Annotated in this window: 22 protein-coding genes; 9 read left to right on the top strand and 13 right to left on the bottom strand. The window is 63.4% G+C overall.

Translation table 11 applies throughout. The features are described from left to right. Positions 1–22: 22 nt before the first annotated feature. From LDO54_RS13810 to LDO54_RS13800, 3 genes are read right to left on the bottom strand one after another with little or no spacing between them, the layout of a single operon-like run. Positions 23–805: an SDR family NAD(P)-dependent oxidoreductase gene (locus tag LDO54_RS13810; RefSeq protein ID WP_224011140.1), complete on the bottom strand. Its 783-nt coding sequence runs from the start codon at positions 803–805 to the stop codon at positions 23–25. A 54-nt stretch (positions 806–859) separates the two neighbouring features. Next, entirely contained in the window at positions 860–1,591 is a 732-nt protein-coding gene (locus LDO54_RS13805) for a sulfite exporter TauE/SafE family protein (RefSeq protein ID WP_224011138.1), read from the bottom strand. Then, complete coding sequence (locus LDO54_RS13800) at positions 1,588–2,934, bottom strand: aminotransferase class III-fold pyridoxal phosphate-dependent enzyme (RefSeq protein WP_224011136.1); 1,347 nt, start codon at positions 2,932–2,934, stop codon at positions 1,588–1,590. The genes LDO54_RS13805 and LDO54_RS13800 overlap by 4 nt, the downstream gene beginning before the upstream one ends. Positions 2,935–3,031: 97 nt before the next feature. Here LDO54_RS13800 and LDO54_RS13795 point away from each other — a divergent pair, with 97 nt between their 5' ends. From LDO54_RS13795 to LDO54_RS13780, 4 genes are all read left to right on the top strand, one after another. Then, on the top strand, positions 3,032–4,546 hold the full coding sequence (locus LDO54_RS13795; RefSeq protein ID WP_224011134.1) for a PLP-dependent aminotransferase family protein: 1,515 nt from the start codon (positions 3,032–3,034) through the stop codon (positions 4,544–4,546). A gap of 262 nt (positions 4,547–4,808) precedes the next feature. Then, entirely contained in the window at positions 4,809–5,873 is a 1,065-nt protein-coding gene (gene tauA, locus LDO54_RS13790; RefSeq protein WP_224011132.1) for a taurine ABC transporter substrate-binding protein, read from the top strand. Between the two features lie 26 nt (positions 5,874–5,899). Beyond that, positions 5,900–6,688, top strand: coding sequence for a taurine ABC transporter ATP-binding protein (locus tag LDO54_RS13785; protein ID WP_224011130.1), 789 nt, complete (start codon positions 5,900–5,902; stop codon positions 6,686–6,688). After that, positions 6,685–7,575, top strand: coding sequence for an ABC transporter permease subunit (locus tag LDO54_RS13780; RefSeq protein WP_224011128.1), 891 nt, complete (start codon positions 6,685–6,687; stop codon positions 7,573–7,575). Before LDO54_RS13785 ends, LDO54_RS13780 begins: the two co-directional genes overlap by 4 nt. A 26-nt stretch (positions 7,576–7,601) precedes the next feature. Here the strand turns inward: LDO54_RS13780 and LDO54_RS13775 are convergent, their stop codons facing one another. From LDO54_RS13775 to speB, 5 genes are all read right to left on the bottom strand, one after another. Beyond that, complete coding sequence (locus LDO54_RS13775) at positions 7,602–8,423, bottom strand: amino acid ABC transporter ATP-binding protein (RefSeq protein ID WP_224011127.1); 822 nt, start codon at positions 8,421–8,423, stop codon at positions 7,602–7,604. Next, positions 8,420–9,073: an amino acid ABC transporter permease gene (locus LDO54_RS13770; RefSeq protein ID WP_224011124.1), complete on the bottom strand. Its 654-nt coding sequence runs from the start codon at positions 9,071–9,073 to the stop codon at positions 8,420–8,422. Before LDO54_RS13770 ends, LDO54_RS13775 begins: the two co-directional genes overlap by 4 nt. Before the next feature lie 20 nt (positions 9,074–9,093). Continuing rightward, the gene (locus tag LDO54_RS13765; RefSeq protein WP_224011123.1) at positions 9,094–9,756 is read right to left on the bottom strand and encodes an amino acid ABC transporter permease; all 663 of its coding nucleotides are present in this window, start codon (positions 9,754–9,756) and stop codon (positions 9,094–9,096) included. A 21-nt stretch (positions 9,757–9,777) separates the two neighbouring features. Continuing rightward, positions 9,778–10,641, bottom strand: coding sequence for a transporter substrate-binding domain-containing protein (locus LDO54_RS13760; protein ID WP_224011122.1), 864 nt, complete (start codon positions 10,639–10,641; stop codon positions 9,778–9,780). Between the two features lie 103 nt (positions 10,642–10,744). Beyond that, positions 10,745–11,674, bottom strand: a complete 930-nt coding sequence (gene speB, locus LDO54_RS13755) for an agmatinase (protein ID WP_436975574.1) — start codon at positions 11,672–11,674, stop codon at positions 10,745–10,747. Between the two features lie 291 nt (positions 11,675–11,965). On the opposite strand from speB, the gene LDO54_RS13750 reads away from it, so the two are divergent. Further along, positions 11,966–12,871 (top strand): LysR family transcriptional regulator, encoded by a 906-nt coding sequence (locus LDO54_RS13750; protein WP_224011120.1) that lies wholly within the window; start codon positions 11,966–11,968, stop codon positions 12,869–12,871. Positions 12,872–13,059: 188 nt separating this feature from the next. Here LDO54_RS13750 and LDO54_RS13745 read toward each other — a convergent pair whose 3' ends face one another. The 4 genes from LDO54_RS13745 to LDO54_RS13730 form a co-directional block, all read right to left on the bottom strand. Then, entirely contained in the window at positions 13,060–13,770 is a 711-nt protein-coding gene (locus LDO54_RS13745) for a 3-hydroxyacyl-CoA dehydrogenase NAD-binding domain-containing protein (protein WP_356789900.1), read from the bottom strand. 3 nt (positions 13,771–13,773) lie between these two features. Beyond that, the gene (locus LDO54_RS13740) at positions 13,774–14,694 is read right to left on the bottom strand and encodes a 3-keto-5-aminohexanoate cleavage protein (protein ID WP_224011119.1); all 921 of its coding nucleotides are present in this window, start codon (positions 14,692–14,694) and stop codon (positions 13,774–13,776) included. A gap of 59 nt (positions 14,695–14,753) precedes the next feature. Further along, complete coding sequence (locus tag LDO54_RS13735) at positions 14,754–16,121, bottom strand: MFS transporter (protein WP_224011118.1); 1,368 nt, start codon at positions 16,119–16,121, stop codon at positions 14,754–14,756. A gap of 124 nt (positions 16,122–16,245) precedes the next feature. After that, a complete protein-coding gene (locus tag LDO54_RS13730; RefSeq protein WP_224011117.1) occupies positions 16,246–16,950 on the bottom strand; it encodes a Crp/Fnr family transcriptional regulator in 705 nt (234 codons plus the stop codon). Positions 16,951–17,063: 113 nt separating this feature from the next. Between LDO54_RS13730 and LDO54_RS13725 the strand changes: the two genes are divergently transcribed. Both LDO54_RS13725 and LDO54_RS13720 read left to right on the top strand, forming a co-directional pair. Continuing rightward, a complete protein-coding gene (locus LDO54_RS13725) occupies positions 17,064–17,477 on the top strand; it encodes an acyl-CoA thioesterase (RefSeq protein WP_224011115.1) in 414 nt (137 codons plus the stop codon). A gap of 35 nt (positions 17,478–17,512) precedes the next feature. Then, positions 17,513–18,286, top strand: coding sequence for an SDR family oxidoreductase (locus LDO54_RS13720; RefSeq protein ID WP_224011113.1), 774 nt, complete (start codon positions 17,513–17,515; stop codon positions 18,284–18,286). A gap of 184 nt (positions 18,287–18,470) precedes the next feature. Here the strand turns inward: LDO54_RS13720 and LDO54_RS13715 are convergent, their stop codons facing one another. Then, positions 18,471–18,974: a hypothetical protein gene (locus LDO54_RS13715; protein WP_224011112.1), complete on the bottom strand. Its 504-nt coding sequence runs from the start codon at positions 18,972–18,974 to the stop codon at positions 18,471–18,473. Between the two features lie 613 nt (positions 18,975–19,587). Here LDO54_RS13715 and LDO54_RS39025 point away from each other — a divergent pair. After that, positions 19,588–19,683, top strand: a complete 96-nt coding sequence (locus LDO54_RS39025; protein WP_356789894.1) for a hypothetical protein — start codon at positions 19,588–19,590, stop codon at positions 19,681–19,683. 158 nt (positions 19,684–19,841) lie between these two features. Further along, entirely contained in the window at positions 19,842–20,960 is a 1,119-nt protein-coding gene (locus LDO54_RS13705) for a branched-chain amino acid ABC transporter substrate-binding protein (protein ID WP_224011109.1), read from the top strand. The last annotated feature ends 20 nt before the right edge of the window (positions 20,961–20,980 follow it).

Genomic DNA, 20,980 nt, shown 5'->3' with positions numbered 1-20,980 from the left:
CCGGGCGATGACGGGCACGAAATCACGGCCGATTATCTGTTGGTGAGCCTGGCGCAGCCGCCTTTCGCACCACCTGAAAATTCCCTGACGCCTGCGATGTCGGCATCATCTCAATCGCATTGATGTTGACGTTGGGCGGCAGTGAGAGCAACCACGAGATCGTGCTCGCGATATCGTCCGCGGTGATCGGCGAGGTATCGGCATAGAGCGCATTGGCGCGGTCGCTGTCGCCATGAAAGCGTGTGACCGAGAATTCGGTGCCCCCGCACAATCCCGGCTCGATCGTCGTGACGCGCACATTTTTGCCCGCCAGATCGGCTCTGAGGTTCAGGCTGAACTGATGGACGAATGCCTTGGTCGCGCCGTACACGTTGCTGCCCGGATACGGGTAGGTTCCGGCAATCGACCCGAGGTTAAAGATCCAGCCGCGATCGCGTTCGACCATGCCCGGAAGGGCCGCGTGGGTGCAATACATGACGCCCTTCACGTTCGTATCGACCATCGCCTCCCAGTTGTCCAGCGACGCACAATAAGCCGGTTCGATGCCGAGTGCCAGCCCGGCATTGTTGACGAGGGCGTCGACGGCGCCGTATTCGCGCTCGATGGTGGTGAAGAACTGCTTGACTGCGGCCGCGTCGCGGACGTCGAGTGTGCTGGCGACGAGCCGTTCGCCACAGCGCTCGGCGAGCGCCGCGAGCCGGTCGGCGCGTCGGGCGGTGGCGAATACGCGATGACCTTCGCTGCACAGGCGGGCGCTGATGGCCTCGCCAAAACCGGCGCTTGCGCCCGTTACGACAATATTCATGGTGGAGATAATCCTCGATGACGATGAGGGAAGCCGTACGTCAACCGTCAGCCGTCAGCCGACGAGCGCAAGACATCCCGATAGCAGCAACAAGCCGCTGACGATCCGATCGAACGCGACGCGTGAAATACGCGCGTGGCTGCGCTCGCCGAGCAGCACGCCGATGGCGAACGCCGGTGCGAGCCCGATGCCGGTGATCGCGTGCGACGCCGTGATGCGATGGCTGACGACGAACAGCAGCGCCGTGCCGCAGAACAGCACCGCGAAATAGCCGAGCAGGTTGGCGCGCAGCGCCGGTCCATGATCGACGCCCGCGAAGTAGTAGACGGCGGGCGGGCCACCGAGGCCGGCGAGCGCGGTCAGCAGGCCGCTCACGAGGCCGGCGGCGACGATCGGCATGCCGGTGCCGCGATGCCGCCAGCGCCAGCCGCGCATATGGAGCACGGTGATCGCGAGTACGGCGATCGCGGTCGCGTGCCGCAACCGGCGCGCATCGGCCAGGGCCATCCAGTGCGAAGCGAGCGCCGCGCTGACGAGCGCGACGGCCGCAAGGGGCAGCACCGAGCGCCAGCGCGTGACGGCGCCCCACTGCCGGATGCCCTGCAACGACGTGACGCAGTGGACGAACACGATCATGGCGGCGGTGTCCGCCGGGCCGAGCAACAGGCCGAACAGCGGCGCCATCACGAGCGCGCCGCCGAATCCCGTCAATCCTTTCGCGACGCCCGCAAGCAGACTGATCGACGCGAGCCAGGCGAGTGTTGCCGGTGTGCCAATCAGCGTCACGCGCTGAACGACAGCAGGGTTTGACGGAGAACGTCGACGGTCTTGTCGATGTGTTCGCGATCGAAAACGAACTGAGGCGCGACGATCGCGCAGTCGCCGGTCGTCTTGAGGTGCAGGCCCGCGTCGTAGAGCTTGCGCTGCAGCAGATGGCCGCGTCGTCCGGGCTTGCCGTCCGACTGCACGTCGATGCCAGCGAGCATCCCGTAACCGCGTATGTCGGTGACGATGGGCAATTCGGCCAGCGTCGCGATCTGTTCGAGGAAATAGCCGGAGAGCGACTTCGCGCGTTCGAACAGCTTCTCGTCGCGATAGATGTCGAGCGCGGCGAGCGCGGCCGCGCTCGCGACCGGATGCGCCGACCAGGTATAGCCGTGGAAGAATTCGATCGCGCCGTCCGGTGCGTTGTTCACAATCGCGTCGTGCACGTGATCGGCCACGGCGACGGCCGCCATGGGCACGGCACCGTTCGTGATCGCCTTGGCCATGGTGATGAGATCGGGCGTCACGCCGAAACTTTGCGACGCGAACGCTTCGCCGGTCCGGCCGAACCCGCAGATCACTTCGTCGAATACGAGCAGGATGCCGTGCGCCGTGCAGATCTCGCGCAGCCGTTCGAGATAGCCTTCAGGCGGAACCAGCACGCCGGTCGAACCCGCGATCGGCTCGACGACGCAGGCCGCGATGTTTTCCGCGCCATGGAGGTGGATGAGGCGCAGCAGGTCGTCCGCGAGTTCGCGACCGTGTTCGGGCTGGCCCGTCACATAGCGATTTTCCTCGAGCCAGGTATCGCGCATGTGCACGACGCCATGCACGATGTTGCTGAATGCCCGCCGGTTGTTGACCATGCCGGACAGCGCGACGCCGCCGAAATTCACGCCGTGATACGCGCGTTCGCGCGACACGAACATCGTACGGCCAGGCGCGCCGACCGCGCGTTGATAAGCGAGGCAGATTTTCATCGCGGTATCGACCGCCTCGGAACCCGAACTGACGAAGAACAGCTTCCCGATGCCCTGCGGCAGCATCTGCGCAATGCGAGTCGACAGTTCGAACGACTTCGGATGTGCGCGCAGGAAGCTCGGCGAAAAGTCGAGCGACAGCAATTGCGCGTGCACGGCTTCGGCGATTTCGGCGCGGCAGTGCCCGGCGGGCGTCGTGAACAGGCCCGACCCGGCGTCGAGGACCGGCCGTCCGTCCAGGTCGAAGAAATATTGATCCTTCGCGCTCCCGAACATCTGCGGCGCGGATTTGAATTCGCGATTCGGCGTGAACGGCAGCCATTGATGCTGCAAGGACGCCGACTCGGCGGCGAGCGGGGAAAGCGGGACGTGCGGGGCGTTCATGATGACGGCTCCTGATGAGGTGGTGCCATGATCAGTTTTTTTTTGTCGTCCGCATAATGCCAGCGTAGGGTTTCGATGGTGCCAGCCTGGAGAGCGGATGCAATGCGACGAACATGAACTGATGTGGCGGCAATTGCTGTCGAGCCCGGCGCCGGGCGGCACGCTGCTTCAGGCGCGACTGCGCACCGCGCTCGTCGGCGCGATCCTTGACGGGCGGCTGCCGCCCGGCCTGAAGCTGCCTTCGGGGCGCGATCTGGCCGTGCTTGCCGGCGTGTCGCGCAATACCGTTGTGCTCGTCTACGAGCGTCTCGTTGCGGACGGCTATCTGGAGGCGCGTGCGCGCGACGGGTTCTATGTGTGCAGCGCGATCGACCGCGCGGACGTCGCGCACGTCGGCGGTGCGCAGGCCAGCGGCCGGCCTGACTGGCAGACGCGCACGGCCCGCCTGCAGGAGTCGTTCCGCTGGCTCGACCGCCCGTCGGGCTGGGAGAAGTTCCGCTATCCGTTCGTCTATGGGCAGTTCGATCCGAGCCTGTTCCCGCTCGCGCACTGGCGTGAATGCAGCCGTCGCGCACTCGAAGTCGCCGCGGTCGAACACTGGGCGCAGGACAGCACGGGCGGCGACGCGGCGGCGCTCGTCGACCAGTTGATCCGCCGCGTGCTGCCCCGGCGCGGCATTGCCGCAACGCCCGACCAGATCCTGCTCACGCTCGGCACGCAGCATGGGCTGTATCTGCTGGCCGATCTGTTCGCGCGCGAGGGCACGCGGATCGGCGTCGAAGATCCGGGCTACATGGACGCGCGCAATATCTTCGCGCATCGGCGGGCGCAGATCGTTTCCCTGCCCGTGGACGCGCAGGGCGTGGCGTACACGCCGGCGCTCGCCGAATGCGATTACGTGTATTGCACGCCGAGCCATCAGTGCCCGACTGGCGTGACGATGAGCACCGAGCGGCGGCTCGCGCTGCTCGAACACGCGACGCGTCACGACCAGATCATTATCGAAGACGACTACGATCCCGAGACGCAGTACGTCGGCCAGCCGCTGCCCGCGCTGAAGGCCATCGACAAGAGCGATCGCGTGATCTATCTGAGCAGCCTGTCGAAGCTGCTGTCGCCGGGATTGCGGATCGGTTACATCGTTGCCCCCGCATCCGTTATCGAGCGCCTGCGCGTGATTCGCAGGCTCATGGTGCGGCAGGTGCCGGGCAATAACCAGATTGCCGCGGCGCTTTTCATCGAGCACGGCCACTACGACCGCCTGCTGACGCAGACGCGTCAGACGCTCGGCGCACGCGCCGGGGCGATCGGCGACGCGCTGCGCCGCCACCTGCCCGACGCGTGCTTCGAGCAGCCGCGCGGCGGCTCCGCGTTGTGGCTGCGCGTGCCGGAACACACAGACCTGGCCGCGCTGCGCGCCGCCTCCATCGCGGAAAAGCTGATCTACGATCCCGGCGAGCCGTTCTTCCATGGCGCAATGACGCAGCCGCATCTGCGTCTCGGATTTTCGTCGATACCGATCGAGCGCATCGAGCCAGGCGTTCAGACGCTTGCGCGTCTTGTCCGCCAGTGCATGCGTCGTGCCGGTGCGCGTGCCGCGATGTCAACGTGAGCATCGACCCGGCATCGTGCCGCGCGCACAACGAACGCACGAACGCTGCACCAGAACGGGACGTGTTCGAGACAATTCGCGCACTGCCTCGCCGATGATGGGGCGCTCACGCTGCACGCCGCACGCGCGATCCGACCGCTGGCCCTGTTGAAAGTCGTCGCTGGCACCATCCATTGGCCTGGAATCTGCGTCGCTGGATGGGGCGCGGCATGCACGTGATGCATGCCGCCGATCGAGACCACATCAATCAAAGGACGACTGCATGAAGACGCTTGCCCGACGTTTTGGTTCGACCCGCACGCAGGTTTCCCGCATCGCGCGCACGCTCCTCGCGCTCTGCGCGGCATGGACGGCTTGCACGGCAACCAGCGCGTTCGCCGCCGACAAGGAAGTCACGATCGCCTATCAGGACATGATGGTGCCGTGGCGCTACGCGCAGCAACTCGACGAAGCCGGCAAGGCGACCGGATACAAGGTCAGCTATCGCAAGTTCGGCGGCGGCGGCGATGTGATTCGCGCCATGGCGTCGGGCAACGTGCAACTCGGCGAGGCCGGATCGAGCCCGGTTGCCGCCGGTCTGAGCCAGGGCCTGCCGATCCAGCTGTTCTGGATTCTCGACAATATCGACAACGCGGAAGCGCTCGTCGCGCGCAAAGGCAGCGGCGTGACCACGATCGCGCAACTCAAGGGCAAGCGTCTGGGCGTGCCGTTCGTCTCGACGAGCCATTTTCATGCGCTGCTTGCGCTCAAGCGCGCCGGGCTCCAGCCGGGCGACGTGAAGGTGCTGAACATGCGGCCGGCTGAAATCGCGGCTGCCTGGGAGCGCGGCGACATCGACGCGGCTTATGTCTGGAACCCGGTGCTCGGCAAGATCGAACAGAGCGGGACGGTTGTCACGACCTCGGGGAAGATCGCAGCGGAAACGGGCCTCGCCACGTTCGACGGATTCGTCGTGAACCGCGACTGGGCGAAAGCCAATCAGCCGTTCATGACCGCATTCGTGCAGATTCTGGCGAAGGGCGATGCGGACTATCGCGCGCATCCCGACCAGTGGACCGGCGCGACGCCGAAGGGCCAGGCGGTGGCGGCGGTGTCGGGCGGCGCGCCTGACGAAGTGCAGGCTGCGCTCGCGCTCTACGCGTTCCCCACGCCGCAGGAGCAGGCGTCGGACAAGTGGCTCGGCGGCGGCAGTGCGTCCGGCGCGGCGAAATCGCTGGCGGCGACGGCGGCCTTCCTCAAGGAGCAGAAGACGTTGCAGAGCACGCTGCCGGATTATTCCGTGGGCGTCACCGACGAATACGTGAAAGCGGCCGCAAGCATCAAGTGACGCGCGCGTAGCGCAAGGAGAGCGATATGCTCGAAATCAGGGATCTCTCGATCGAATATCCGGTCCCGAAGGGGCAGCCGAATCTCGCGCTCGACAACGTGTCGATGTCGATCGAGGCGGGCGAGTTCGTGGTCGCGCTCGGCGCGTCCGGGTGCGGCAAGACCACGCTGCTCAATGCGATCGCCGGCTTCATCGCGCCGACGCGCGGCGACATTTTGCTCGACGGGACGCCGGTCGACGGCCCCGGTTCTGAACGCGGCGTCGTCTTCCAGAAGCATGCGCTGATGCCGTGGATGAATGTCATCGAAAACGTCGAGTTCGGTCTGCGCCTGCGCCGCATGCCGCTGCACGAGCGACGCCGCATCGGCATGGAATGCCTGCGGCGCGTGGGGCTGTCCGACGTCGCGCACCGGCCGGTATACGAACTGTCTGGGGGCATGCAGCAGCGCGTGGGTGTTGCGCGGGCCATTGCGTCGTCGCCGCAGGTGATGTTGCTGGACGAACCGCTCGGCGCGCTCGACGCTTTCACCCGCGAATCGATCCAGACCTTGCTGCTCGACCTCTGGCACGACGCGAACGGCGTGTTCTTCTTCATCACGCACGACGTCGAGGAAGCGCTCTTTCTCGCCACGCGCCTCATCATCATGGCGCCGAAGCCGGGGCGGATCGTGCGCGAGATGAGCTTGCCGTTCGCGCGGCAATACCTGGAAACGGGCGACGCCCGCGCAGTGAAGTCGAGCGCGGCGTTCATCGAGATGCGCGAGCAGGTGCTCTCGCTGGTTCACGCAGCCACTTCGGGAGGGCTCAACGGATGACAGGTACGACGCCAATCAAACTGGCCGAGCACGCGAACGCGAACGCAGCCGCGGCCGTTCCACTCGCTGCGCCGCGCCCCGCACGCCGCCGTCGCGCGGGCAACTATGGCGCGCTGGGGCAGGGCAGTACGGGGACGATCAGCGCGGCGACCACGGTCGCGTTGATCGCCCTGTGGTGGGCCGCGACGCATTTCGGCTGGATCAAGCCCCTGTTCCTGCCGTCGCCGCGTGCGACGTTCGATGCCTTTATCGGGGCGATGAAGGGCGATACGCAAGGCGGCACGCCGCTTGTCGAGCACGTCTCGATCAGTGTCGTGCGCGTCATCAGCGCGTTCGCGCTGGCGGTCGTCACGGCGGTTCCCGTCGGCATTGCGATGGGCACGTCGCGCATTGCTCGCGGGATCTTCGATCCGGTCATCGAGTTTTATCGACCGCTGCCGCCGCTGGCTTATCTGCCGCTGATCGTGATCTGGCTCGGCATCGACGAAACCGCCAAGATCACGCTGATCTACCTCGCCTGTTTTGCGCCGCTCGCGATGGCATCGAAAGCCGGCGTGCGTTCGGTCGCGATCGAGCAGATCAATGCGGCGCGCTCGCTCGGCGCGACGCGTTGGCAGGTGATCCGACTCGTCGTGCTGCCCGCCGCCATGCCGGAGATCCTGACCGGCATGCGTATCGCCATCGGCTTCGGCTGGACGACACTCGTCGCGGCGGAGATGGTGGCGGCCACCGCGGGCCTTGGCCAGATGGTGCTCAATGCGTCGAACTTTCTGCGCACCGACATCGTCATCATGGGGATCGTGCTGATCGGCGTGCTGGCCTATTGTTTCGATCTGCTGATGCGCCAGGTCGAACGGGCGCTGACGCCGTGGAAGGGCCGCATGTGAGCTGTGCCGGGCAGCGTGGGCGGGCATCATGTCCCGCCTGCGCTGGCCGCGTTCACGGCCGCCAGCGGCAGGCTGCGGTCGAGCCACGGTTTCAGGAACTGTTGCAGGCGCGGCGTGCGCGTATTGCCGAACAATTGCGCGGGCGGGCCGGACTCGACGATGCGGCCCGCTTCCATGAAGACGACCTTGTCGGAGATCTTCGCCGCGAAACTCATTTCGTGCGTCACCATCACCATCGTGATGCCGTCCTGCGCAAGCGAACGGATCACGCTCAGCACTTCCTCGACGAGTTCCGGGTCGAGCGCGGAAGTCGGCTCGTCGAGCAGCATCACTTCAGGCTCGATGGCCAGCGCCCGCGCGATGCCCACGCGCTGCTGCTGGCCGCCGCTCAAACTGGCGGGTTGAGCGTCCGCTTTGTGCGCGAGGCCGACCCGGTCGAGTGCGGCGAGCGCCTGGTGCCGCGCCTGCTGCTTGTCGATCTTCTTGGCGAGGACGAGCGGCGCGGCGACGTTGGCGAGCACAGACAGATGCGGCCACAGGTTGAACTGCTGGAACACCATGGCGAGCGGGCGGCGCACTTCGGCGATGCTCGACTCGCTGTCGCGATCGCGCGGCGTGCGGCCGGTCGACTGGTAGCCGAGCAGTTGTCCCTTGATCCACACTTCGCCCTCGTCGTAAGCCTCGAGGAAATTCATGCAGCGCAGCGCAGTGGTCTTGCCCGAACCGGATGGCCCGATCAGCGTGACGATTTCGCCGCGCATCACGTCGAGATCGATGCCTTTTAGCACGCGGTTGGCGCCATAGGACTTGCCGACGGCGCGTAGCTGGACGATGGGCAAGGCAGTCATGAGGTCTTCCTGGAAGGGGCAAACAGCAGGGCCGCGCGTTGCGCGAGCACGGCGACGGACTGGGTCAGCAGCCAGTAGCACAGGATCAGGAGCGCATACGGACCGATATAGGTGTAGGTCGATGCAACGATATCGCTGGTGGTCATGGTCAATTCGGGCACGGTGATGATCGACGCCACCGCGCTTTCCTTGATTGCGAGAATCACCTGATTGGCGAGCAGCGGAAGGGCGAAGGCCATGGCCTGCGGCAACTCGATCGTGCGGAATGCGGCCCAGCGCCCGATGCCGAACGCGCGCACGGCTTCGAGCTGGCCACGCGCGATGCTCGCCCAGCCCGCGCGGAAAATCTCCGCAAAATAGGCGGCCGAATAGAGCGCCAGCGAGACGACCGTCGCCTGTACGGCAGTCATCGTGACGCCGAGCGTGGGCAGGCCGAAATAGAGGATGAGCAGTTGCGACAGATACGGCGTGCCGCGCACGAGCCAGACATAGAGGCGATACGGCCAGGCCAGCGCGCGCGCAAAGCGCAACCGCAGCGCATTGAGCAGAAAGCCGCCGGCCATGCCAAATAGCGCACCCGTCACGCTGACTTCGAGCGTGACGAGCATCGCGGCTGCAAAGCGCGGGATGAGCGGGATAAAAGTGTTCATGTGTCGAGCGTCGTAGCCTGTTACGCATGCCGTTGCCGATGTCGTTCATGACACCGGGCAGCGACGGCGAGCAGCGAGGTCATCGCCAGATAGAAACACGCTGCGAACGTATAGACTTCGAGCGGCCGGTAACTGGACGACGAAAGCTGTTGTGCCGCACGCATCAGATCGGTGACGGCGATCACCGACACGACCGCCGACGCCTTGACGATGTCGATCATCTCCGAGACGAGCGCGGGCAGCGTCATGGCGACCACCTGAGGCACTTCGATATGCCACAGGGTCTGCCGGCGCGAGAGATTGAAGGTGCTGGCGGCCTCGATTTGTCCGCGAGGAATCGCCCGAAATCCGGCGCCGAGGATCTGCGATTGATACGCGGCCGTGTTCAGTGCCAGACCGGTTGCCGCCGCGGCGGTCCCCGGAATATCGAGGCCGAGCGCGGAGGGCAGGTAGTAGAGCAGCAGCAGTTGCGTGAGCACCGGCGTGCCGCGAATTGCGCTCACGTACACGCGGGCCGCGCGGCGCAGCAACGCGCTCCGGTCGGCGGACATCATATGGAGGGCGACGCCTCCGACGAATCCGCCGAGCGTCGCCACCACGGACAAGCCAAGCGTGGTGAGCGCGCCATCCATCAATTGCGGCAGGTAGGTCGAGAGGCGGCCGAACAGGGCGGGGACGGACATGTTTTTCGGCGGCGAAGGCGTTTACATCGACGGAACGGGCAGCGCGTCGGCCGGAACGTCCATGGTCGTGCCGAACCATTTCAATTGCAGCTTCTTCATGGTGCCGTCGCGGTTCGCCTCGGCGATGCCGTCGCTGATCACACGCAGGAGCGCGCCGCTGTCGCTGTCCTTGCGCATGACCCACGCAAAATAGCTCTTGGGACCGATGGTCTGCGGCATCACGGCAAACACACCCGGCCGTGATTTCATCAACGGTCCGATGTTCGCCAGCGATTGCGCAACCACATCGATCCGTCCGGCGGCCAGATCGCCATAGGCTTCGTCGTAGGACACGTATTGCTTGATCTGCTTGAGCCCTTCGCCGCCCGAGGATTTCAGCGTTTTATCGAGCGCGGTCAGCGCCTGGGTTTGTACCGACCCGATCTGCGCGCCGGCGGTTTTCCCATTGAGATCGCCGGTCGATTTAACCGAGCCCGCTTCGTTCGCACGGAGCAGCACGCCAATCGTGGCGTCGGCAACCGGCAGCGTGAATGCGAAATGGTCGGCGCGATCCTTGTTGACCGTCACCGCCGCGAGAATCATGTCGAACCGGCGGGCATCGAGTCCCGGAAGCAGGCCCTGGAAAGGCAGATCGCTCACCTTGAGTTTTACGCCGGGCAGCGCCTTGCCGAGAATGTGGTTCATGAGGTCGATGTCGTAGCCGACGATCTTTCCGGTGTCGACGTATTCGAAAGGCGCATAGCGGGCTTCTGTTGCGACCGTCAGCTGTTTTGCGTCCTTGATTCGAGCGAGGAGATCGCCTTGCTGGGCCCACGAGCAGGCTGGAGCCAGCAGCGCGACGGAGGCGATGATGGGAACGATCGACCGCGAAAGGAAGGTGTACATAGGAGTTCCGTCGAATGCGTGGTGGTGATGGGAAGGTCGGAGCGACGCGCAGCCGGCCCCCGACGAATCTGGCGCTGGTATCAAGCTGGATTTCAGGCAGGTATCAAGCGGAAACGAGGGCGCGTGTAGCGTCGCGCTTACGTCGGCTGACGCTTTCCGCCAGAACGCAAAGAATTTCGTACAGCAGGGTTGCGCCGACAAACGCGGTATTGCCGGTTTGATCGAACGGCGGCGAGACCTCGACGAGATCGCCGCCGACGAGATTCAGGCCGCGCAATCCGCGCACGAGCTGCTGCGCTTCGTAGGTCGTCAGGCCGCCGATCTCCGGCGTGCCGGTCCCGGGCGCATAGACCGGGTCGAGCGCGTCCACGTCGAACGACACATACGTGGGCAGGTCGCCGACCACCCGGCGCGCTTCGGCCAGCACACCCGGCACGCCGAGCGCATGAAACTCGTCGATATCGATCACGCGGATACCTTGGCGCTCGCCCCAGTCCTTCTCGCTGTCGTTGTATTGCGCCCCGCGAATGCCGATCTGTACGATGCGCTTGGGATCGAGCAGGTTCTCCTCGATCGCACGCCGGAAAGGCGTGCCGTGCGTATAGAGACTGTCGCCGAAATAGCGGTCCCACGTGTCCGTATGCGCGTCGAAATGCACCATGCCGATCGGCCCGTTTCTGGCGAGCGCGCGCAGGACAGGCAACGAGACGAGGTGGTCGCCGCCGACCGACAAGGGCGCAATGCCGGCGTCATGAAGCTTCGTGTAGAAGTCGGTGATCTGCGCGAGTGTCGCCATCAGGTCGACCGGATTGACCGGCGTATCGCCGAGATCGGCACAGTTGCACAGTGCAAACGGATTGATGCCCGACGCGCGGTTCACGTTGCGCGTCATGGTCGAGGCGTCGCGCACGTGCCGGGGACCGTGCCGCGCACCGGCCCGGTTTGTGGTCCCGCCGTCCCAGGGAATGCCGACCAGGCCGATATCGACCTCGGCATGATGCGGGTCTTGCGGCGTGACGTAGGGTAGACGCATGAACGTGGCTATGCCCGCAAAGCGCGGAAGCACGGTCGCGGTGACCGGGCTGAAACGATTTTTTTCCATCTGTTCGCTTGCTTACAATCGATGAGGTGGTTCGCACCGGTGAAGCGGATCTTTTCATGACAAATTGAAACGATGAACAGCAATGTCCAAAACCTTACTTTCGAAAACCAGGAGGTATGACGCGTGCGTCGTCGTGGGTGAGACGCGTGGCGAGTGGCGCTCACGGGAGGGCAGCAGGGGCGGATGTTCTATGCGCGCGCCTCACTGCGCACGTGCCGCGTCATGCTGAAAATCTCGGACTTCGATCTTCGTCATCTGCGCGTGTTCAAGGCCGTGGCGGATTGCGGAGGGTTTTCCGCTGCGGAGGCGTCGTTGAATATGACGCTCTCGGCGATCAGCCTGCAAATGGCCGAATTGGAGGGCCGTGTTGGCCTCAGGTTGTGCGAGCGCGGCAGAGGGGGATTCCGGCTAACGGACGCGGGCCGCAAACTCTATGATTCGGTCGAGAAGCTCATCGCATCGGTCGAAGATTTTCATGTGGATATTGGCGCCATTCACGGCCGGATTAGCGGCAGGCTGTCGATAGGCACGGTCGATAACACCATCAGTAACCCTGAGGGTCGGCTGGCCGCGGCACTTCGTGCGCTAAGGGAGCGTGACGGGGACCTCAGCATTACGCTGGAGATCGGGTCAGCAAGTCAGATCGAAGAAGCGGTGCAGAGCGGTCGGCTGGATGTCGGGATCGGACCGTTTAGAGGGGCCGCGGCGAGCTTGTCGTATGAGCATCTCTATACGGAATCGCTCTCGTTGTGTTGCGGGCGTGGCCATGCACTATTCGATAACGCTCCGCGCACGTTCGATCCCGCAGTTGTGGCTGGAATTGACTACGTCACTCGCAGCTATTTCCGCGAACTGAAGGAACTGCCCGAGCTGGAGAACTTTCGGCTAGCCGCTGTCGCTAACAACATTGAGGGCGTTGCGATGCTGGTGCTCTCGGGCAAGCTGGTCGGGTTTCTGCCGCGACACTATGCAGATTATTGGATCGAGCGTGGGTTGATGCGGGTGTTGTTTGAACAGTCGCTGGAACACCGCGTTGAATTTAACGTGATCAGCCGGCGTGACCAGAAAGTGACTGAGCGTCTGCGGCTGTTTCTGCGTGCTTTACGTGAATCTGGCGCGCGGAACTAAAATTCGCATTTTTTAATGTGGAGTGACTTGTCGCACGGGTTGGCACTGCCATCGAGGCCTCCAGTAGCTCAATCAGCAACTGATCGTGCTGGCGAAGCATTTCTGGAAAATCGTATGACTGAAGTTCTGTATCGACGCCGCTCGCAATGCATTCGATGTAATCGTCTGTCTCGGGATACATACCCAGGTCACGGGTCCACTCGCGCCGGCCCGCACCCAGATGCTGCAGCACATGTGTGATGCCACCGGATCCGCCAGAAGCATGAAGGTTGAGAAACGGACCCAACAGTGCCCAGCGCAGGCCAGGGCCGTAGGAGATTGCCGCGTCGACGTCCTCCACAGAGACGACCCGCGCTGTACAAGGCTGATGGCTTCTTGCCCGTTGAGGAATAGAACGCCATAGCCGTCGCGATGTTTTCGGGCGATGTCAGTCTGCCGCCACCGACCTCAACCAGCGGCATGATGTGGGACGGATTGAACGGATGCCCCAGTACAATTCGTTCCGGGTGCTTCGCGCCTGCCTGAACGTCGCTGATTGCCAACCCCGACGACGAGGACGCGATGATCGTGTCTGCCCTTGCCGCCGATTCGATGCTCGCGATCAGCGCATGTTGGACATCCAGTCGCTCGGGTGCGCTTTCCTGAATGAAATCGGCGTTGTGGACCGCTGCGCCCACGTCCGTCGTGAATGCCAACTTGTCCCGCGAGGCGCCGTCCGCTAGTCCGAGCCTCTCGACTACAGGCCAACTTTCGTCGATCCAGTTGCGCAGGCGCGACTCGGCGTCCTGGCCGGGGTCCGTCGCTGTGACGGCAAAACCCCGAGCCAGGAAGTGGGTCGCCCAACCTGCGCCAATGACGCCCGTGCCGACGACCGCGACGTTGACGGCTCGCGATGTCATGGCCTAACCCGCCTGGCAATCAGCGTGGATCGTTTCGCGCAACGGCCGCAGTCCAATGATTTCCCGTGCTTCAGCCGCCGTGGCCGGCTCATAGCCCATCTCGCGCACCAGGCGAACAAGCCGCTCGACCAGTTGCACATTGGTGGCCAACTGCCCCTGCCGGTAGTAGAGGTTGTCTTCGAGCCCGACGCGCACGTGCCCACCGAGCAACAGCGAGTTCATCGCGGCGGGCAACTGCGCTGCGCCGATAGCGCTGACGTTGAAGACGGTGTTGCGCGGCAGATGATCGACCATCGTCTGCAGCAACCGGGGCGTGTAGGGCAGCGCGCCCTGGAACGCATTGGCGCCGATCACGATATTGATAAAGTGCGGTGCGTCGTCGAGCCCTTCATTAATGGCTCGCTGAACATCCTGGACGATGTCGGCAAGGCCGAACACCTCCCATTCCGGCTTGATACCGCGTGCTTTCATCATCTCTGCGATCTGGCGGATTCGCGAGGGCGGCGTCGCCACCAGAATCTCCTTGCCGCCGAAACTCGCAATCACGGTCTGCGCATCGAGCGTGCACATCTCGACGCCATCACCCTGCATGCCCTTCAGCCGTTCTTCCCACTGGATTTCCCACAGGCCGTTGTCGAGTTCGCGAACCATGTCGCCGTTGATGCCGCCACCGGTGGAGTTGTTCAGGATGATGTCGCATTTGTCGCGAATCAGCCGGTTGATACGGCTATAGATTGCCGGATCGCAGGTGGCCTCGTCGTCGGGACGCCGTGCATGGACCGCAACGACACTGGCGCCCGCGTTGTAGCAGCGGTAGGTATCGTCGGCGATCTCCTGCGGCTGCGTCGGCAGGTTCGGGTTCATTTTCTTGCTGGCCATGCCGCCGGTCGGGGCAACGGTTACGATCACTTTAGGCTTGCTCATGATGGTCTACTCCAGAGTCGAAAGGGATGCAAAGAACAGGGATGGCGATGACCGCTCGATCAGGGCGCGTTCGAATCGTCGCCGGGGCCGACCCGGACTGCGCTTTTGGGCAGGCCCAGCAGGATCGTGAGACCGCCGCCGATGACAACTGCGGTCAGGGCAAGCAGGCCCATCTGGATGCTGCCGGTCGCCCCTTTGATCCAGCCGATCAGCGTCGGGCTGACGAATCCGCCGAGGATGCCCAGCGAGCTGATGACGGCAATGCCGGCCGCCGCCGCGTCCCGGCCAAGGTAGGTCGGCGGGATCGACCAGAACAGCGAGCCGCCGCCAAAGATGAAGAACGAGGCCACGCACATCAGGACCATCACCGGGACGACCGCAGTGCCGAGGAAAGAGGTCAGGGCGAGGACCGCGACCCCAAGGACCAGCGTGCCGCCGACATGCCAGCGGCGCTCCTTGAATCGATCCGAACTGCGGCTGATGACGAGCACACCCAGCGCGCCGAAGAGATAGGGCACAGCCGTGTACCAGCCGATCGTCGCGATCGGGGCGATGCCCAGCCCTTTGATCATCGTCGGCAGCCAGAAAGTCAGCGTGTAGACGGCGCAGGCGCAGCAAAAGTAGACGAAAGCCAGCACGTAGGTCTTCGGGTCGACCAGCGCCGCTGTGAGCTTGCCATGACGTCCGGAGCGGGTTTCGCCGCCGTGATCGGCATCGAGGACCGACTGCATGAGCGCCTTCTCCGCATTGTTCAGCCATGGAGCGCTAGCCGGACGGTCCGGAAGCAGGCAATACAGCAGAATCCCCATCAGGACCGTCGGCAGGCCTTCGACGAGGAACAGCCATTGCCAGCCGTGCATGCCGCCCATACCCTCGAGACGGCTCATGATCATCCCCGACAGCGGGCCGCCGAGGACGCCCGTGATCGGCATGCCGAACAGGAACAGACCGGTCACACGGCCGCGGCGCTGGCTCGGATACCAGTACGTCAAATAAAGAATGATCCCGGGGAAGAAGCCCGCTTCGAATAGACCGAGCAACAGCCGGATTCCATAAAATTGCCACGGCGCCGTGACGAATGCGGTGGCGGCGGAGGTGAGACCCCACAGCACCATGATCCGCAGGAAGGTGAGCCTTGCGCCGATCTTCTCGAGCAGCATATTGCTTGGCACTTCGAACAAAAGATACGTGACGAAGAAGATGCCGGCTCCGAGTCCATAGACCGCGTCGGAGAAAGCCAGGTCCTGCTTCATCTGCAACTGCGCGTAGCCGATGTTGATGCGGTCGAGGAACGCGCAGACGTAGGCGATCAAGATGAGCGGCATGATGCGCCAGCTGATCTTTTGAAAGATGGCATCTTCGACCCGGCGGCCTGACGGGCTCTCGACGGGCGCGACTGCGGGGGGCAGCGAATGGGCGCGATTCATTGCGTGTCTCCTGATGGATGACACGCATTATTTCGGGCGAACACCCGCGCGACTGTCTATGGCGCGACAGTTCGGGACAGCGTAAACACCGATCCGTTCGGGCACATGCGCGCCCAATGCGAAGTTATCCGGCCAAAGCGCTCAGCCCGGGCAAATCGAGCACGACGATGCCACCGTATTCGGTGCGCACGAGGCCTGAGTTCTTGAAGCGGGTCATGGCCTTATTGCATGTCTGACGCGACACGGCGGCGAGGTTGGCGAGTTCTTCCTGGGACAGCGACACATGCGCTGCGCCACTCGGATTGGACAGCGGCTGCACCATCCCCACCAGCGCTCTGGCGACCAGACTGTCGGTGTCGAGCAGCCCGTGCGCGGCAACGGCGCCCATGAACCAGTGCAAGCGCTCGTTGACCTGAAGTAGCAGAAACTCGTTGAACGAGGGTTGCTGCTCGCGAAGCCAGTTGAAGGTTGCGCGGGGAATTTGCGCGACACGGCTGTCGCGCAAGGCGATGAGATCCGATTCGCGCGGCGCGTTCCGGATCAGCGTGCCCTCGCCGAACCAGCTGCCGACCGACTGCCCGCCTAACGTCACAGTCTGTCCGTCGCGAGCGGTGATCGACCACTTGACGAGGCCTTCGAGCACGCCGAACCAGGCGTGTTGCCGCTCGCCGTGGTGCCCTAAAGACTGACCGGCTGCAACGGCGCGCTCCGACACTTCTGTGTGCACGCGCGCCTTCGCGGCATCGTCCAGGCGAGCAAACCACGGCGACTGCGCAAGCAGTTCGTCGAGCGTAAGGGATAGCGTGACCATCCGCTTTTGCCGGGTCATTGCCATCCCTCCGTGTGGAGCGCAGCGCGGCCGGCGCGAAATGTCGCCGCATCGACAGTGTCGCGCGTGCAGCACGCGCACAATGGCTGAACTGGAATCAGGAGCATAGATCCGTGAGTAAAGTGACTATCTATGGTATCGACGTGCAATTCGGCGATTGCGACCCAGCGGGAATCGTCTTTTTTCCGAATTTTTCGCGCTGGATGGACGCCGCTTCGCACGATTATTTTATACAGTGCGGCCTGCCGCCATGGCGTGAGATGCAAGCGCTGCCGAATTGCATCGGCGCGCCGCTCCTGGAGTTTCACACACGCTTTCACACCTCGGCGACCTACGGCGAACGTCTGGCCGTGCATACGCGCGTCGAGGAATGGCGCGGCAAAGTGTTCATCCAAAGCCATCGCATCATGCGCGACGATACGCTGATCTGCGAAGGTAACGCGACTCGCGCCTTGTGTATCAAACAGGACGATGGACGCCTCAAGGCCGTCGGCGTGCCTGAATTCATACGTGCCGCGTGTGACTGAGCGGCGATCATGATCGAGTTGGAAAGGAGGATTGCATGACCACATCGAAAGGCCTGCGCGTGCTCGTCACCGCCGGCGCCGGAGGGATCGGGCGCGCGATCACGGAAGCCTTTGTAGCGGCAGGCGCCAGCGTTCACATCTGCGACATCGACGAAGCCGCACTGCAACAGATCCAGGCGCAATTGCCGGGCGTGACAACATCGGTGTGCGACATCGCCGATCGCGCGTCGGCGTCGCGTATGGTCGCCGACGCGGCGTCGGCCCTCGGCGGTCTGGACGTCCTGATCAATAACGCGGGCATTGCGGGACCGACCGCCAGTGTCGCGGACATGGACCCGGACGCCTGGGAGGCCGTACTGCGTTTGAATCTGACCGGTACGTTCACGGTCACGCAACACGCCATCCCTTATCTGAAGCAATCGCGTGCGGGCGTCATTTTGATCATGTCGTCGCTGGCCGGCCGCTTCGGCTATCCGAATCGCAGCCCGTACGCCACGACAAAGTGGGGCCTCATTGGCTTCACCAAGACCTTGTCGCGTGAGTTGGGTGAATTCGGCATACGCGTCAACGCGATCTTGCCGGGCGCCGTGGAGGGGCCGCGTATTCAGCAGGTGCTCGCTGGCCGGGCATCAGCGAGCGGCCGCACGGTCGCGCAGGAAGAGGCGGCTGCGCTCGCCAATCAGTCGATCAAACATTTCGTGGATCCGGCGGAGATTGGCGCGCTCGCAGTCTTTCTGGCATCCGATGCCGGACGTTCCATTTCCGGGCAAATGATTCCCGTTGATGGAGATTCGCAAAGCGCATCCTGAGGCCGGGTAAACATCCACGAATATCTGGATGTGCTCTTGTTGGTGATAGTCACCCGGCCTGTGGGGCCGACGCATCTGTTTGGGGTTTAGCATTCACCAGCCTTCGCGCGCGGTAGAAACTACAAGGGACTGCCGCGTCACGACAGTGCGCTGGCCCAGACCGTTAGCCGTGCGGGAATGTGAGCTATTGCATTTTCGCGTCCTCTCGCTTCGCTTTCGCCATTGCCTCCGGCTCCAGTTCTTCCGCAGACCGGTTGAGGTGAACGAACCCTCCCCAGGCCGCAAGAAGCATGGCCGTGGAAACAATCAGTCCCGCTGCGTACCATAGCTGCGATGGGTCCTGATGTAGCGCCTTGAACGTTGCGACCAGTCCTTCTATCGCGAGCGCGACGACCACAACAACCAGAAATCGGGACATGAAGCGTCGCACTCGCGTTGGTCCGCTCACGTCAGCCTCGCGAATCACCTCCTCCTCCACAATGGTCTCGGCGATCTGTATTGCGACAACAGCACCGGCCAGCAGTCCCAACGCCTCAATAATGGACTGCGCGCTCGCCTGGTCCCATTCACCCGTGAACGCCGTCCATCCAGTGCGTGCAGCAATCGCAATCAACGTGAGCGCTGCGCACGCGAAGAGAGCCGCCATTAGCGCATGGACGATCGTAAAGCAACGCCAAAGGACATTCATTTTGTCGCTCCTTTGAATACCAAACCGGTTCAATGCGTTCTTGCGGTGCGCTAAACGTCACACAATAGAGCAGCGCCACGCGCCAAGGCGTCGAATGACCGCGTGCGGATCACCTTGCAGGTGACTCATCAACGTCGCCTTTGCCTGGCGAGCAGAAAGCGTGCCGATATGGATGTCCAGGCGTGTGCAGGAATTCCGATTTCGTTGTTTTTCGAGCGGCATTAGGCTCGGCGCGCTTCACGATCTCCAGTTGGTCGGGTTCGGCTCGCGTGCTCGCTACCAAATTGAAACCGGACCGCAAGACGGACTTGAGCAGGAATTGCGAAGCAGCGCTGAAAGGGCTGCTTGGCCATCACGCTCAAACAGAGCGAAGCTTGACTGCCGCTCGCGAATGAAATGGGCGTGCGCGTACAGTCGTTCCAGACCCATAGCGAAGCGGCGATGTGCGAGCGTATCCATCGCGCCTTTGAAAACGCCATCGATGCGATGCCGATAGGAGGCGACGCGTGGACGCGTCCCGGCTAGTGCATTCTCGACGCGCTGGCGATCCTGGTGCGTCCCGTGGTCGAGTTGCCTGTCGAACATCCAGGCACGTGGGTCGTTCAGGCATCAGGTGGTTTTCACGGAAACCGTCGCCGACCAGATTTGCGGGTTAGGTTTGGAAAGCGATCAGCTTGCGATGCAGGCGGCAGTCGCGGTGAGTAAGTAGGGGGCAGTGCGTTCGCGGTCGGACAACCACGGGAGCCGAATGCCAATGTAGTGGATTCCCCTGGAACCAGATTCTGGGGGTATTTTTGAAAAGTGCTTGATCGGTGACCACTCTTGAACTACATTGGTTTCTCCAAAACCAATTAGGTGAGCCCCATCATGCGTCCCCTCATTACCACGCTGGCCATCGTCGCGGCCTTCAGCGCCGTCGCGGCTCAGGCACAGGAAGTCGTCGTGATCGGCCATTCCGCGCCGCTGACCGGCCCGCAGGCCGCGAACGGCAAGGACAATGAGAGCGGCGCGCGGCTCGCGATTGAGGAGCTGAACCAGCAGCACGTCACCGTTGCGGGCAAACCTGTCACGTTCAAACTGGACTCGCAAGACGACCAGGCTGACCCGAAAGTGGGTGTGCAGGTGGCCCAGAATCTCGTCGATCACAACGTGGTGGCGGTGATGGGACCGTATAACTCGGGCGTCGCGATTCCGGCTTCGCGTGTGTACAACAACGCGGGCATCCCGATCCTCCCGGTTGCGTCGAACCCGGCGCTCACGCAGCAAGGCTTCAAGACGATCTTCCGCATCGGCGCCAGCGACGAGCAACTAGGCGGCACGATGGCCGAATTTGCGGCCAAAACGCTCAAAGTCAAAACCGCCGCCATCATCGACGACCGCACGGCTTACGGTCAGGGCGTGGCGCAGCAGTTCGAGCAGGTCGCGAAGGCCAACGGCCTGAAGATCGTCGATCACCAGTTCACGAATTCGCAGGCTACCGACTTTCTGGGCATTCTCACGGCCATCAAGGGCGAGAATCCCGACGTGATCTTCTTCGGTGGCTATGCGGCGCAGGGTGCGCCGATGGCGAAGCAGATGCGTCAGCGCGGTCTGCGCGCCAAACTGCTCGGCGGCGACGGCATCTGCTCGGCCGACATGGGCAAGGTCGCGGGCGACGCCGCCTCGATCGTCTATTGCGCGCAAGGCGGCGTCGCGCTGGACAAGACCGCCGCGGGCCGCGAATTCCTCAAGAAGTATCACGATACGTATCACACCGACACGCAGGTCTACGCCGTCAACTACTACGACGGCGTGAAGATGCTCGCCGACGCCATGGTCAAGGCGGGCACGACCACGGACAAGGCCAGACTCACGGCGCAACTGGCGAAGGAAGACTACAAGGGCGTGGCGGGCACGTATTCGTTCGACGCAAAGGGCGACCTGAAGGGCGCGCCGACGACCGTCTACGTCATTCGCAACGGTTTGCCGGTCCCGTACGCACCTTGAGTCGCCATCACAGGCAGGAG

This window comes from Paraburkholderia tropica, from assembly GCF_914484835.1.
Lineage (GTDB): Bacteria > Pseudomonadota > Gammaproteobacteria > Burkholderiales > Burkholderiaceae > Paraburkholderia > Paraburkholderia tropica_A.
Note: the sequence above shows the minus strand (reverse complement) of the source record. Positions and strands in the feature narration are given on the sequence as shown.